This window comes from Streptomyces sp. cg36 (genome assembly GCF_041080675.1).
GTDB lineage: Bacteria > Actinomycetota > Actinomycetes > Streptomycetales > Streptomycetaceae > Streptomyces.
In genome coordinates this window covers 6,503,089-6,515,669 of record NZ_CP163520.1, presented here as the reverse complement: position 1 = coordinate 6,515,669, position 12,581 = coordinate 6,503,089, and the positions used below count along the sequence as shown (strand labels likewise).

The following is a 12,581-nucleotide window of genomic DNA, read 5'->3' as shown; positions in this document are numbered from 1 at the left end:
CCGGGACATCAGGGAGATCTCGGGGACACCTCCTCCCCAGGTCCCGGTTGGGGCCGCGCCGGACGGGCTGGGAGACTGGGCCCATGAGCGACACCACCCCCGAGACCGCCTCCGGCTCCCCCGCACCCGTCGTCCTCGACGTCTGGTGCGAGCTCCAGTGCCCCGACTGCCACTCCGCCCTGGAGGACGTCCGGGCGCTGCGCGCCCAGTACGGCGAGCGGCTGGACATCCGGCTGCGCCACTTCCCGCTGGAGAAGCACAAGCACGCCTACGCCGGGGCGCAGGCCGCCGAGGAGGCGTTCGCGCAGGGGCGGGGGTGGCCGTACGTGGAGGCGGTGCTCGCCCGCACGGCGGAGCTCGGCGAGCGGGGTGAGCCCGTACTGCTCGACGCCGCGCGCGAACTCGGCCTGGACGCCGAGGAGTTCGACACCGCCCTGATCGACGGCCGGCACCTCCTGATCGTCGACGCCGACCAGGCCGAGGGCAAGGCGATCGGCGTCACCGGCACGCCCACGTACGTCATCGACGGCGAGCGGCTGGACGGCGGCAAGAGCCAGGAGGGCCTGCGCGCCCGCATCCAGGAGATCGCGGACCGGCTGCTGGACGCCTGAGCCCGCCGGCCCCGCGGGGCACGGGCCGTCCGACGTCGACCGGGTCCACCGGCCCGCGCCCCTAGAGCAGGGCCTTGGCCCGGTTGTACTCGGTCGGCTCGTACCCCAGCGACTCGTAGAGCCGCAGTGCCGGGGTGTTGTCGCTGAAGACGTGCAGGGACAGCGTGGTCATCCCCTCGGCCAGGGCCGCCCGCTCCGCCAGCAGCATCAGGGAACGGCCGTGGCCCCGGCCCCGGTGCTCCCGGGCGACGGCCACGTCGTAGACGTACGCGGCCGGCCCGGCGGCGGTCGCCTTCCGGCCCACCCACACCTGCCCGACCACCGCACCGGCGCTGACCAGCACCTCCAGATGGACTCCCGGCGTCGCCAGGCCGTCCGGGAGCAGCTCGCGGTGGTCGGCCTCGGCCTTGGCGCGGGCCTGGTCGGCCGGGACGCCCCGGTCGATCCAGGAGCGGGCGTAGTTCTCCTGCTCGTCGTGGTGCCAGACGGTGAACTCGGCCTGGGTCATCGCCCGCCCGGTGACCGCTGCGGGCAGGGCGGGCGGCTCGACGGGCAGCCGTTTGGCCATGTTGCGGCTGCGTTCGCCGTAGCCGAGCGCGTCCGCGAGCCGCAGCGCCGCCACGGCGTCCGCGGGCACCGCCGCGCGCACCTGGGTGCAGCCCCAGCCGCGCAGCACCTCCTCGGCGGCGAGCGCGGCCACGGTCGCCCGGCCCCGGCCCCGGTCGGGCTCGTCCACGCGCAGCGCGCTGATCACCCCCATGGCGCGGCCGAACGCGGGGTCGGTGGCAACGGTGATCGTGCCGACGCGTCTGCTGTTGACGCACACGTCGTACGTACGGGAGACGGCGCCGTCGGCGCCCTGCTGGAGCGGCCCGGTCGGCCGAATGGTGGTGGTCATCAAGGCCGTTGTACCGGCCGGGCCGCCGTCCGTCACCGGATTTGTCGGGATCCGGCCGCCCGGGGGCCTACGGGTCGAGGTCGGAGGCGGCCCGCTCGTCGAAGACCCGCATCGCCTTGGCGGTGACCGGGCCGGGCGTGCCGGTCAGCTCGCGGCCGTCGACGCGGTGCACGGCCTGGACGTCGCGCAGGGTGGAGGTGAGGAAGACCTCCTCGGCCCGCTCCAGCACGTCCAGGGGCAGCTCGGTCTCCTGGGCGCCGGTCCACTCCACGGCCAGTTCGCGGGTGATCCCGGCGAGGCAGCCGGAGGCGAGCGGCGGGGTGTGCAGCTGTCCGTCGAGGACGACGAAGACGTTGGAGCCGGTGCCCTCGCACAGCGCCCCGGTGGTGTTGCCGAAGAGCGCCTCGCCGGCGCCCTCGCGGTGCGCGCGGGCGAGGGCGATGACGTTCTCGGCGTACGAGGTGGTCTTGAGCCCGGCGACGGCGCTGCGCTCGTTGCGCGTCCAGGGGACGGTGATCACGGCGGTGGTGTCGGGGCGGCGGCGGGTCTCCCCGAGCGCGACCACCAGGGTGGGCGCCGCGTCGCCCCGGTCGGAGCCGAGCGGGGAGACGCCGCCGGTGTAGGTGATCCTCAGCCGGGCGAGCGCGGCCGGGTTGGCGTCGACCACGGCGGCGCAGGCGCGGCGGACCTCGTCGAGGTCGGGGTCGGCCAGTCCGAGGCCCCGGGCCGAGCGGGTCAGCCGAGCGAGGTGACGGGTGAGAGCAAACGTTTCTCCCCGTTCCACCTTGACCGTCTCGAAGATGCCGTCGCCCGCCGTCATCCCGTGGTCGAGCACGGACACCTGCGCGGCGTCGGCCGCCCGCAGCGCGCCGTTCACCCAGATCTGCATTTACGCGGTCCTTCCCGTCTGCGCACGCGCGCCCGACGCGTGCGCGCCCGACGCTACCGCGAGCAGCCGGGACGCCTTCAGCTCGGTCTCGGCCCACTCCCGCTCGGGGTCGGAGCCCCAGGTGATGCCCGCGCCGGTGCCGAACCGCAGCACGCCCGCCGCCCGGTCGATCCAGAAGGTGCGTATGCCCACGGCGAGCTCGGCCCGCCCCCGGTCCGCGTCCACCCAGCCGATGCCGCCGCAGTAGGGGCCGCGCGGGGCGGTCTCCAGGGCCTCGATGATCCGCAGCGCGCTGGACTTGGGGGCGCCGGTGACCGAGCCGGGCGGGAAGGCCGCCGCGAGCAGCTCCGGCCAGCCCGCCCCCTCGCGCAGCTCCCCCCGTACGGTCGAGACGAGGTGGACCAGGCCCGGGTGGGGCTCGACCGCGCAGAGCTCGGGCACGGTGACCGAGCCGGTGGCGCAGACCCGCCCCAGGTCGTTGCGGACCAGGTCGACGATCATCACGTTCTCGGCGTGGTCCTTCTCCAGGAGGTCCTCGGCGGTGCGGCCGGTCCCCTTGATCGGACCGGACTCCACGGTGCGGCCCGTGCGCCGCAGGAAGAGCTCGGGCGAGGCGGTGGCGATCTCCACGCCGTGCGCGGGCAGCCGGATCGTTCCGGCGTAGGGGGCGGGGTTGCCCCGGGCCAGCAGCGCGGTCAGCGCGTCGACGTCGGCGGCGGCCGGGTCGGGCAGCGGCGCGGTCAGTACGCGGCAGAGGTTGGCCTGGTAGACCTCGCCGGCCGCGATGTGCTCGCGGATGCGGCGCACGCCCGCCGTGTAGGCGGCGCGGTCCAGGGAGGACGTCCAGTCACCGGCGGCGGGGCCGCGCCAGGCGCCCGCGACGGGGTCGGGCACGGGCGCGGCCCGTACGTCCCCGAAGCGGGCGCAGACCAGCCGGCCCTCGAAGTCGGCGGCGACCGCCCAGAAGCCGGTGGAGTCGAGTGCCTCCGGGTCGCTGGTCACATCGCGGAGATCAGAGGCGAGGAGCCCGCCGAAACGGGCCACGGGAGCTAGGTCGTGCACGCGGTCGAGTCTAGGGGCGCCGCCGCCGCGGTGCCCCGGACCGGGCGCGCACCGGGCGCGGACCAGGGACGACGGCGCACCGCCGACGGGTGGGGCGGCGGGTGCGAACCGGCCGCACCGCAGCACGCTGCACAAACGCGTTTTTGTACTGGCCCGGGAATCCGCTAGAGTTCAACACGTCGCCGGGACGCGCAAGCGAAACGGAAACGACAAGCGGACGTGGCTCAGTTGGTAGAGCATCACCTTGCCAAGGTGAGGGTCGCGAGTTCGAATCTCGTCGTCCGCTCGATGTGGGGGATCTTCCCGAACCCCCGCTCTCACTCCTGGTGGAGTGGCCGAGAGGCGAGGCAACGGCCTGCAAAGCCGTCTACACGGGTTCAAATCCCGTCTCCACCTCCAAGGACGATTAGCTCAGCGGGAGAGCGCTTCCCTGACACGGAAGAGGTCACTGGTTCAATCCCAGTATCGTCCACTTGGATCTTCTCGAAGATCCTTCCCGCGCGATTAGCTCAGCGGGAGAGCGCTTCCCTGACACGGAAGAGGTCACTGGTTCAATCCCAGTATCGCGCACGCAGTACCACCCGGTCCGCAGCCGTCCTGTATGGTTCTGACCGATCCCGCGCGATTAGCTCAGCGGGAGAGCGCTTCCCTGACACGGAAGAGGTCACTGGTTCAATCCCAGTATCGCGCACCATCCGGAGCCCCCGGCCTTCTCCAAGGCCGGGGGCTTCGTCGTGGCCGGTGGCCGCCGAACGCTCGGCGCACTGGCGGGCACGGCCGGAGAGCCGTGCGGGCATACATGAAAGGCGTTGTCCGACCGGCTCCCCAGCCGGTCGGACAACGCCTTTCTGCCGTCCGCCGCACCCCCGTCCCCACGGGGTTGAAAATGGCCGGATGTCCCCGACCCGGTCCGCTCTACCGGGTCCGGAGCGCCGCTCAGCGCCCCAGCATCACGCCCACGGACGACGCCTGTGCGACCACCGCGTCCCAGCCGCCGAAGACGACCGTCAGCAGGGCCGCCAGGGGAAGGACCATGGCCGTCGCCACCAAGGGGTGGCGCGGACCGGACCGGCGGGCGCCGAACGCCGCGGCACAAGCCCTGCGTCCTCGCGTGCGGAGAACCGTCCGCGTTGCCGTGTCCGCCATGGTCCCTCTCCTGTCGCATTGACGGCGGCGGGCGTCTGACCTCGGGGGACGAGTGCTGCGCCCGCCGCTTGACCTCAACATTAGGGAAGCGGCGGGCGCCGGGCGTCATGCCCTCGTACCGATTGCCGGGCCTCCCAGGGGATGAGTGGGTCCCCACTCCCGTACTCCCCTGGGTGGAGACCTGGTCCTAGGACTTGGGGTCTTCCCGGAGGGGATGCGCCGGGGCCTCCGACGCGTCCTCCCTCGGGACGGGCTGCTCGACCAGGGCCAGCACCCTGGTCGCCATGAAGCGCGCGGTGCGCACCACCGTGCCGCTGCGGGTGACTTCGCTCACTTCGACCACCCCTCTGCGGACCGCCGTCTCCACCCTGCGGCCCGCCCGGCTTGCCACCACTTCGTACGTCCGAGTCGTGTCACCCGCGTCCACGACTATCTCCACGCGGTCACCCTTCACCGAACCAATCCCCCTTCTGCGACGGATCGTTGAGATCTCGCACGCGTCAGCGTCCGCGCCCGCGCGGCTTGCTGACCACTCTTCAAGTTTCCCACCGGGCACTGACAATCGATCGGTCCGCGAGGGCGCGGCCTATGAGCACACCGGCCCGGGGATACGTAAGCTGTGCCACGTCAACAGGACCGGGCAGCGGGGATGAAAATGGCGATGATGCGGCTCCGGCGCGAGGACCCGCGTGTCGTCGGCTCGTTCCGGCTCCACCGGCGCCTCGGCGCGGGTGGCATGGGTGTCGTCTACCTCGGCTCCGACCGGCGCGGCCAGCGGGTCGCGCTGAAGGTGATCCGGCCGGACCTCGCCGAGGACCAGGAGTTCCGCTCCCGGTTCGCCCGCGAGGTGTCGGCCGCGCGGCGCATCCGCGGCGGCTGCACGGCCCGGCTGGTCGCGGCCGACCTGGAGGCGGACCGCCCCTGGTTCGCGACGCAGTACGTGCCGGGGCCCTCGCTGCACGACAAGGTCGCCGAGGAGGGGCCGCTGGCCGCCGCCGAGACGGCCGCGATCGGCGCCGCGCTCTCGGAGGGCCTGGTGGCCGTCCACGAGGCCGGGGTGGTGCACCGCGACCTCAAGCCGTCCAACATCCTGCTCTCCCCCAAGGGCCCCCGGATCATCGACTTCGGCATCGCCTGGGCGACCGGGGCCTCCACGCTGACCCACGTCGGCACGGCGGTGGGCTCGCCCGGCTTCCTGGCGCCCGAGCAGGTGCGCGGCGCGGCCGTCACGCCCGCCACCGACGTCTTCTCGCTGGGCGCCACGCTGGCGTACGCGGCGATGGGCGACTCGCCCTTCGGGCACGGCAGTTCGGAGGTCATGCTCTACCGCGTGGTCCACGAGGAGCCGCAGCTGCACGGGGTGCCGGACGCGCTGGCGCCGCTGGTGCGGGCCTGTCTGGCCAAGGACCCGGAGGAGCGGCCCAGCACGCTCCAGCTGTCGATGCGGCTCAAGGAGATCGCGGCCCGGGAGGCGCAGGGCGGCCTGGAGGCCCGCCCGCCCGCCCAGCGCGACCGCGCCGAGGCCGAGCGCCCCACCGGACGGCTCGACGACCGCACCGAGCGCTACGAGCACGACGAGCGCACCCAGCGCTACACCGACACCGGCCGGGGCACCGGCACCGGCCAGCGGCCGGGGGCGCCGCGGGCGGGCGGGCCGCGCACCGGCGGCTCGCGCCCGCCCGCGCCCCGCAGCGGCGCGCGCCCGGCCGGCCGTACGAACGGCACCAACGGGACCAACGGCCGCCCCGGGACCCGCCCGGGCGTCCGGACCGGCACGGGCCGGCTGCGCCCGGCCAACCCCCGGCTGCTGCGCCAGCGGCTGATCGTGTTCTTCGTCGTCACGCTGATCGTGGCGCTGGGGATCGCCGCGGCGCAGCAGCTGTAACGCTCCGCCGGGTGCGTGGCCTTCGGCCGCGGGTCGGCCGCGGCCGGTCGCACGGTCCCCAGCGCCCCTGCGGGGCGGTCACCGCGCTACTGCGGTCTGCCCGTCGCCACCGCGTAGAAGGCCACGGCCGCCGCCGCGCCCACGTTGAGGGAGTCGACGCCGTGGGCCATCGGGATGCGGACCCACTCGTCGGCGGCCACCAGGGCCTGGGTGGAGAGGCCGTCGCCCTCCGCGCCGAGCATCAGCGCCACCCGGTCGAGCCGGTGCGGGGCCGTCTCGTCGATGGAGGACGCCTTCTCGTCGGGGGTGAGGGCGAGCAGCCGGAACCCGGCCCCGCGGACCGATTCGAGGCCCTTGGGCCAGGAGTCCAGACGGGCGTAGGGCACGGAGAAGACCGCGCCCATGGAGACCTTCACCGAGCGCCGGTAGAGCGGGTCGGCGCAGTCGGGCGAGAGCAGGACCGCGTCCATGCCGAGGGCAGCGGCGCTGCGGAAGATCGCACCGATGTTGGTGTGGTCGTTGACCGCCTCCATCACCGCGACCCGGCGCGAGACGGCCAGGATCTCGTCGGCGGTCGGCAGCGGCTTGCGCTGCATCGAGGCGAGGGCGCCGCGGTGCACGTGGTAGCCGGTGACCCGTTCGGCGAGGTCGGGGCTGACCGCGTACACCGGCGCCGGGAGCTCGTCGATGACGTCCCGCATGACGTCGACCCACTTGGCGGAGAGCAGCATGGACCGCATCTCGTAACCGGCGTCCTTGGCGCGTCTGATGACCTTCTCGCCCTCGGCGATGAAGAGGCCCTCGGCGGGCTCGCGCTTGCGGCGCAGCTCGACGTCGGTCAGGCCCGTGTAGTCGCGCAGGCGCGGGTCGTCGGGGTCGTCGATGGTGATGAGATCAGCCACAGGGTGATACTGCCTTGTCCTGGGTGTGGTGCCAACGGCCCGGACCGAGATCCGTTACCGCGGGTTACGTGGTCGGGAGCGCGGGACCCACGGCGACGACGTCACCGATCACGATGACCGCCGGCGGCCGAACGTCCTGCGCGGTCACAGTCTCCCCCACCGTGGCCAGCGTCGCGTCGACGCGGCGCTGGGCGGCGGTGGTGCCCTCCTGGACGAGGGCCACGGGGGTGCCGGGGGCCTTGCCGTGCGCGATCAGCGTCCGGGCGATCGCGCCGATCTTGTCGACGCCCATCAGGATCACCAGCGTGCCGGTGAGCCGGGCCAGCGACTCCCAGTCGACCAGCGAGCGCGGGTCGTCGGGCGCCACGTGCCCGCTGACCACCGTGAACTCATGGGCCACGCCACGGTGGGTGACCGGGATCCCGGCCGCGCCCGGCACCGAGATCGAGCTGGAGATGCCCGGGACGACCGTGCAGGAGATGCCCTCCTCGGCGAGCGCCTGGAGCTCCTCCATGCCGCGGCCGAAGACGTACGGGTCGCCGCCCTTGAGCCGGACGACGGCCTTGCCCGCCTTGGCGTGCTCGATCAGCGCGTTGTTGATGGCCTCCTGCGCCATGAACCGGCCGTACGGGATCTTCGCCGCGTCGATCACCTCGACGTGCGGCGGGAGTTCGTCGAGCAGGTCGCGCGGGCCGAGCCGGTCGGCGATGACCACGTCGGCCTCGGCGAGCAGCCTGCGACCGCGCACGGTGATCAGGTCCGGGTCGCCGGGGCCGCCGCCGACCAGGGAGACGCCGGGGGTGCGGGCGCGCTGGTGCGGGGCGACCAGGGTGCCGTCGCGCAGGCCCTCGACCACGGCGTCGCGGATGGCGGCGGAGCGCCTGGGGTCCGGGGTGTCGGTGGTGAGCACGGCGACCGTCACGCCCTCGGAGCGGCCGGTGGCCGGGGTCCAGGCGGTGGCCTCGGCGGCGTCGTCGGAGCGCACGCACCACACCCGGCGGCTCTCGGCCTCGGCGGAGGCGAGCCGGTTGGCCTCGGCGTCGCTGCAGGCGATCAGCGCGTACCAGGCGTCCGCCAGGTCGCCCTCCTGGTAGCGGCGGCGCTCCCAGCGCAGCTCGCCGGTGTCGGCCATGGCCTCCACGGACGGGGTGGCGCTGGGCGAGACGAGCAGGATGTCGGCGCCGGCCGCGATCAGGGCGGGCAGGCGGCGCTGGGCGACCTGGCCGCCGCCGACGACGACGACGCGACGGCCGGTCAGGCGCAGGCCGACGGGGTACGCGGGGTGTTCTGCCATGGCGGGTGGCTCCTGGTGCGGCGGCGTCGAAGGCCGGGGCGTCGCCCCGGACCCCATTGTCTGCGGACACTCGTCCGGTGCGCCCGCCGTTCCGTACTGCGGAACGGACGGGCACACCGGGTACGACTGCGGCTACTTCTCGGTGACTCCGGCCGAGTCGAAGGTCGCGACCTCGTGCATGGCACGGGCCGCGCTCTGGACCAGCGGCAGGGCCAGCAGGGCGCCGGTGCCCTCGCCCAGGCGCAGGTCCAGGTCGACCAGCGGGCGCAGGCCCAGCTTGTTCAGCGCGGCGACGTGGCCGGGCTCGGCGCTGCGGTGGCCCGCGATGCACGCCGCCAGGGCCTCGGGCGCGATCGCCCGGGCGACCAGCGCCGCCGCGCCCGCGCTCACGCCGTCCAGGATCACCGGCGTGCGCAGCGAGGCGCCGCCGAGGATGAAGCCGACCATGGCCGCGTGCTCCAGGCCGCCGACCCCGGCGAGGACGCCGATCGGGTCGGCCGGGTCGGGGCTGTGCAGCTCCAGGGCGCGGCGGACCACGTCGACCTTGCGGGCGTGCGTCTCGTCGTTGATGCCGGTGCCGCGGCCGGTGACCTCGGCCGGGTCGACGCCCGTGTAGAGGGAGATGAGGGCGGCCGACACCGTGGTGTTGGCGATGCCCATCTCGCCCGTCAGGAGCGCCTTGTTGCCGGCCGCCACCAGGTCGCGGGCGGTCTCGATGCCGACCTCGACGGCCGCGACGACCTCTTCGCGGGTCATGGCGGGCCCGGTCGTCATGTCGCCGGTACCCGCGCGCACCTTGCGGGGCAGCAGGCCGGGGGTGGCCGGGAGTTCGCTCGCGACGCCCACGTCGATCACGCAGACCTCGGCGCCCACCTGGTTGGCGAACGCGTTGCAGACCGCGCCGCCGCCCAGGAAGTTGGCGACCATCTGGCCGGTGACCTCCTGCGGCCAGGGGGTGACGCCCTGGGCGTGCACGCCGTGGTCGCCCGCGAAGATCGCGACGGCCGCGGGCTCCGGGATCGGCGGCGGGCACTTGCGGGACAGCCCGCTGAGCTGCGCGGAGATGATCTCCAGCATGCCGAGCGCACCGGCCGGCTTGGTCATCCGCTTCTGCCGCTCCCACGCCTCGCCGAGCGCCTTGGCGTCCAGCGGGCGGATGCCGGCGACGGTCTCCTGGAGCAGGTCGTGCGGGTCCTCGCCGGGCAGCGCGCGGCGGCCGTACGTCTCCTCGTGGACCACCCAGGACAGCGGGCGGCGCTTGGACCAGCCCGCCTGCATCAGCTCGGGCTCCTCCGGGAACTCGTCCACGTACCCCACGCAGAGGTAGGCGACGACCTCCAGGTGCTCGGGCAGGCCGAGGGCGCGGACCATCTCGCGCTCGTCGAAGAAGGAGACCCAGCCGACACCGAGGCCCTCGGCGCGGGCGGCGAGCCACAGGTTCTCGACGGCGAGCGCCGAGGAGTACGGCGCCATCTGCGGCTGGGTGTAGCGGCCCAGGGTGTGGCGCCCGCCACGGGTGGGGTCGGCGGTGACCACGATGTTCACCGGGGTGTCGAGGATGGCCTCGATCTTCAGTTCCTTGAACTGCTTGGCCCGGCCCTTGGGCAGCGACTTCGCGTAGGCGTCGCGCTGACGCTCGGCGAGCTCGTGCATGGTGCGGCGGGTCTCGGCGGACCGGATCACCACGAAGTCCCAGGGCTGCGAGTGGCCCACGCTGGGGGCGGTGTGCGCGGCCTCCAGGACGCGCAGCAGCACCTCGTGCGGGATCGGGTCGCCCCGGAAGCCGTTGCGGATGTCGCGGCGCTCGCGCATCACGCGCAGCACGGCCTCGCGCTCGGCGTCGCCGTAGCCGGGGGCCGGGGCGCCCGCCTCGACGGCGGCCTCGATGGTCTCGGCGGCCTGGGTGGCCTCCGCGAGGTCGGCCGCGGCGCCGTCCCCGGCCGTCGCCGGGTCGGCGGCGGGCCGCTCGTCGTCGTTGTCGTCCTCGTCGTCGATGATCCGGACCGGGACGGGGGTGATCCGCTCGGGCTCGGCGTCGTCCTCGGGGGCGAGCGGCTCGGGCTCGTCGGTGACGGGCGCCTCGACGGCGACGGCCACGGGGGCCGCCGCGGTCTGCGGCTCGGCCACGGACTCGGAGCGCTGGACGGGCACCACCGGGGTCACGGCCGCCGCGGGCTCGGGCAGCTCCTCGGCGACGGCCACGGCGGCGGGGGCGGGCTCGACGGCCGCGGTCGCGTCGGCGGGCGCGGCGGACCGCTCCACGGGCGCCACCGGCTCGGCCGCCTCGACGGCGACCGGCTCCACCACGACGGGGGCGGCCTCGGCGACCGGCTCCGGCGCGGGGACGGGCTCGGCGGCGAGTTCCGCGGCGGGCTCCGCGACGGCCTCGGCCACCGGGTCGGCGACGGGCTCGGGGGCGGACTCCGCCACGGCCTCCACCGGCGCCGCGGCCACCGGCTCGACGGCCACCGGCGCCACCGCCTCCACGACCGCCTCGGCCGCGGCGGGCTCCGCCGTCGCCACCTGCGGGGCGGCGGGCTCGGCGGCGGCCGCGACCGGACCGGCCACCGGCTCGGCGGCGGGGGCGGGCTGCGGTACGGGGGCGGGCACCGGCTCGGGCGCCGAGGCGGCCACGACCGGCTCCACCGGCGCGGGCGCCAGGTGCGGACCGGTCGGGACCGAGCCCTCGACCGGGACGAACTGGCCCACGGCGGGCTGCTGCACGGGGCTGACCGGGCTCACCGGCACGACCGGGCCGGGCGCCGTGGCCGGGGCGCCGTGCTCGGCGGCGAGGGCGTGCGCGGGCACGGCGGCGACCGCGAACTCCTCGGCGGCGGGTGCGGCGGCGACGGCCTCCACGGCCACCGGCTCCACGGCGACCGGTGCCGGGACGACCGCCTCCGGGACGACCGTTTCTGCAGGGTTGACCGGGGCGTTTGCCGACTGCTGGGGCAGTGGCTGCGCCAGCGGCTGCGGTGCCTGGACGGTCTGCTGGGGCTGCGCCACCTGCTCGGCCACCGCGACGGGCACGGGCTGCTCGGCCTGCTCGGCGGGCGCGGCCGACTGCTCCGGGGCCTCCTGCGGCGGCAGCGACTCCCACGGCGTCCCGGCCTGCGGGGGCAGCTCGCCGAGCTGCGGTCCGGACAGGGGCGCCGCGGTCTCCTCGCGGGGCACGTCGAGGTACTCGGGGCCGGTGGTGGGCGGCCCGGGGGTGCGCACGCGCGCGGGGTTGGCCGGGTTCGCCTGGCCGGGCGCGGCCGGGGCGCCCGCGGCGGGACCCCGGTCGGCCAGCGACCGTACGACACCGCCCGTGGCGTCCGGGATGGGCGGGCCCATGTGCAGCGGGCGGCGGGCCGTCGGCGCGGACGGCATCCGCACGGCGCCGAGGTCCACCGAACCGGAGTCACGGCCGCCGGTCTCATGGGCGCCGGGCTCGGGCTGCTCGGGCTGCTCGGCCGCGTGGCCGGGGTGTCCGCCCTGCGGGGCCGCCACCGGCGCGGGCACGGGGGCCGCGAGCGGGGCGGGCGCCGACTGCGGGTCGATCCAGGCGCCCTGGGCGCCCGGCATCAGCAGCAGGTCGTCGTCGTCCGCGCCCAGCGCCGAACCGTCGGAGGGGTCGAGGAAGGTGTACGCGCCGGGAGCGGGGACGCCCGGCTGCTCCACCATGCCTGCGTCCTCCGGCAGCCCCTCGCCCGGGACCTGGCCGGTGTCAGTCATGCGTACCCCTCGTCCATCTGTAGTGCTTCCTCGGCCTGCGCCCGGGGGCCGCCCGCGCACCGGAGCGCCCCGCACCCCGTCAACAAGAACGAGCGGGCGCGCCGCGCGGTGCGAACGGCCCGCGAACACAAAGCATTCTCGCGGGAGATCGCCGACCTGGCGCCCCGTCCCGGCCAC

The 12,581-nt window shown here is 75.1% G+C and carries 10 protein-coding genes and 5 tRNA genes; 7 read left to right on the top strand and 8 right to left on the bottom strand.

What is annotated here, in order from left to right; translation table 11 throughout:
• Positions 1–83: 83 nt before the first annotated feature.
• Complete coding sequence (locus tag AB5J87_RS29040) at positions 84–611, top strand: DsbA family protein (RefSeq protein ID WP_369380764.1); 528 nt, start codon at positions 84–86, stop codon at positions 609–611.
• A 61-nt stretch (positions 612–672) separates the two neighbouring features.
• Here AB5J87_RS29040 and AB5J87_RS29035 read toward each other — a convergent pair whose 3' ends face one another.
• The 3 genes from AB5J87_RS29035 to AB5J87_RS29025 all read right to left on the bottom strand — a co-directional run bounded on the left by AB5J87_RS29035 (position 673) and on the right by AB5J87_RS29025 (position 3,460).
• Entirely contained in the window at positions 673–1,509 is an 837-nt protein-coding gene (locus AB5J87_RS29035; RefSeq protein WP_369380761.1) for a GNAT family N-acetyltransferase, read from the bottom strand.
• Positions 1,510–1,576: 67 nt separating this feature from the next.
• On the bottom strand, positions 1,577–2,398 hold the full coding sequence (locus AB5J87_RS29030) for an aminotransferase class IV (protein WP_369380759.1): 822 nt from the start codon (positions 2,396–2,398) through the stop codon (positions 1,577–1,579).
• A complete protein-coding gene (locus AB5J87_RS29025) occupies positions 2,399–3,460 on the bottom strand; it encodes a chorismate-binding protein (protein WP_369380758.1) in 1,062 nt (353 codons plus the stop codon).
• Positions 3,461–3,673: 213 nt separating this feature from the next.
• Between AB5J87_RS29025 and AB5J87_RS29020 the strand changes: the two genes are divergently transcribed.
• The 5 genes from AB5J87_RS29020 to AB5J87_RS29000 all read left to right on the top strand — a co-directional run bounded on the left by AB5J87_RS29020 (position 3,674) and on the right by AB5J87_RS29000 (position 4,154).
• Positions 3,674–3,746 (top strand) — tRNA-Gly (locus AB5J87_RS29020).
• A 39-nt stretch (positions 3,747–3,785) separates the two neighbouring features.
• Positions 3,786–3,859: transfer RNA gene (locus AB5J87_RS29015), tRNA-Cys, on the top strand.
• A gap of 1 nt (position 3,860) precedes the next feature.
• A tRNA-Val gene (locus tag AB5J87_RS29010) sits at positions 3,861–3,932 on the top strand.
• Positions 3,933–3,958: 26 nt separating this feature from the next.
• A tRNA-Val gene (locus AB5J87_RS29005) sits at positions 3,959–4,030 on the top strand.
• Between the two features lie 49 nt (positions 4,031–4,079).
• Positions 4,080–4,154 (top strand) — tRNA-Val (locus tag AB5J87_RS29000).
• A 242-nt stretch (positions 4,155–4,396) separates the two neighbouring features.
• Here the strand turns inward: AB5J87_RS29000 and AB5J87_RS28995 are convergent.
• Together AB5J87_RS28995 and AB5J87_RS28990 are read right to left on the bottom strand one after the other, a co-directional pair.
• The gene (locus tag AB5J87_RS28995; RefSeq protein WP_369380755.1) at positions 4,397–4,606 is read right to left on the bottom strand and encodes a hypothetical protein; all 210 of its coding nucleotides are present in this window, start codon (positions 4,604–4,606) and stop codon (positions 4,397–4,399) included.
• A 187-nt stretch (positions 4,607–4,793) separates the two neighbouring features.
• The gene (locus AB5J87_RS28990; protein ID WP_369380754.1) at positions 4,794–5,060 is read right to left on the bottom strand and encodes a hypothetical protein; all 267 of its coding nucleotides are present in this window, start codon (positions 5,058–5,060) and stop codon (positions 4,794–4,796) included.
• 201 nt (positions 5,061–5,261) lie between these two features.
• Here AB5J87_RS28990 and AB5J87_RS28985 point away from each other — a divergent pair, with 201 nt between their 5' ends.
• Complete coding sequence (locus tag AB5J87_RS28985; protein WP_369380752.1) at positions 5,262–6,491, top strand: serine/threonine-protein kinase; 1,230 nt, start codon at positions 5,262–5,264, stop codon at positions 6,489–6,491.
• 86 nt (positions 6,492–6,577) lie between these two features.
• On the opposite strand, the gene AB5J87_RS28980 is transcribed toward AB5J87_RS28985, so the two are convergent.
• From AB5J87_RS28980 to cobT, 3 genes are all read right to left on the bottom strand, one after another.
• Positions 6,578–7,393 carry a TrmH family RNA methyltransferase gene (locus AB5J87_RS28980; protein ID WP_369380750.1) on the bottom strand — a complete coding sequence of 272 codons (816 nt, stop codon included), beginning with the start codon at positions 7,391–7,393 and terminating at the stop codon, positions 6,578–6,580.
• 64 nt (positions 7,394–7,457) lie between these two features.
• Positions 7,458–8,687 (bottom strand): uroporphyrinogen-III C-methyltransferase, encoded by a 1,230-nt coding sequence (cobA, locus tag AB5J87_RS28975; RefSeq protein ID WP_369380748.1) that lies wholly within the window; start codon positions 8,685–8,687, stop codon positions 7,458–7,460.
• Positions 8,688–8,819: 132 nt separating this feature from the next.
• Positions 8,820–12,404, bottom strand: a complete 3,585-nt coding sequence (cobT, locus tag AB5J87_RS28970; protein ID WP_369380746.1) for a nicotinate-nucleotide--dimethylbenzimidazole phosphoribosyltransferase — start codon at positions 12,402–12,404, stop codon at positions 8,820–8,822.
• Between the last annotated feature and the right edge of the window lie 177 nt (positions 12,405–12,581).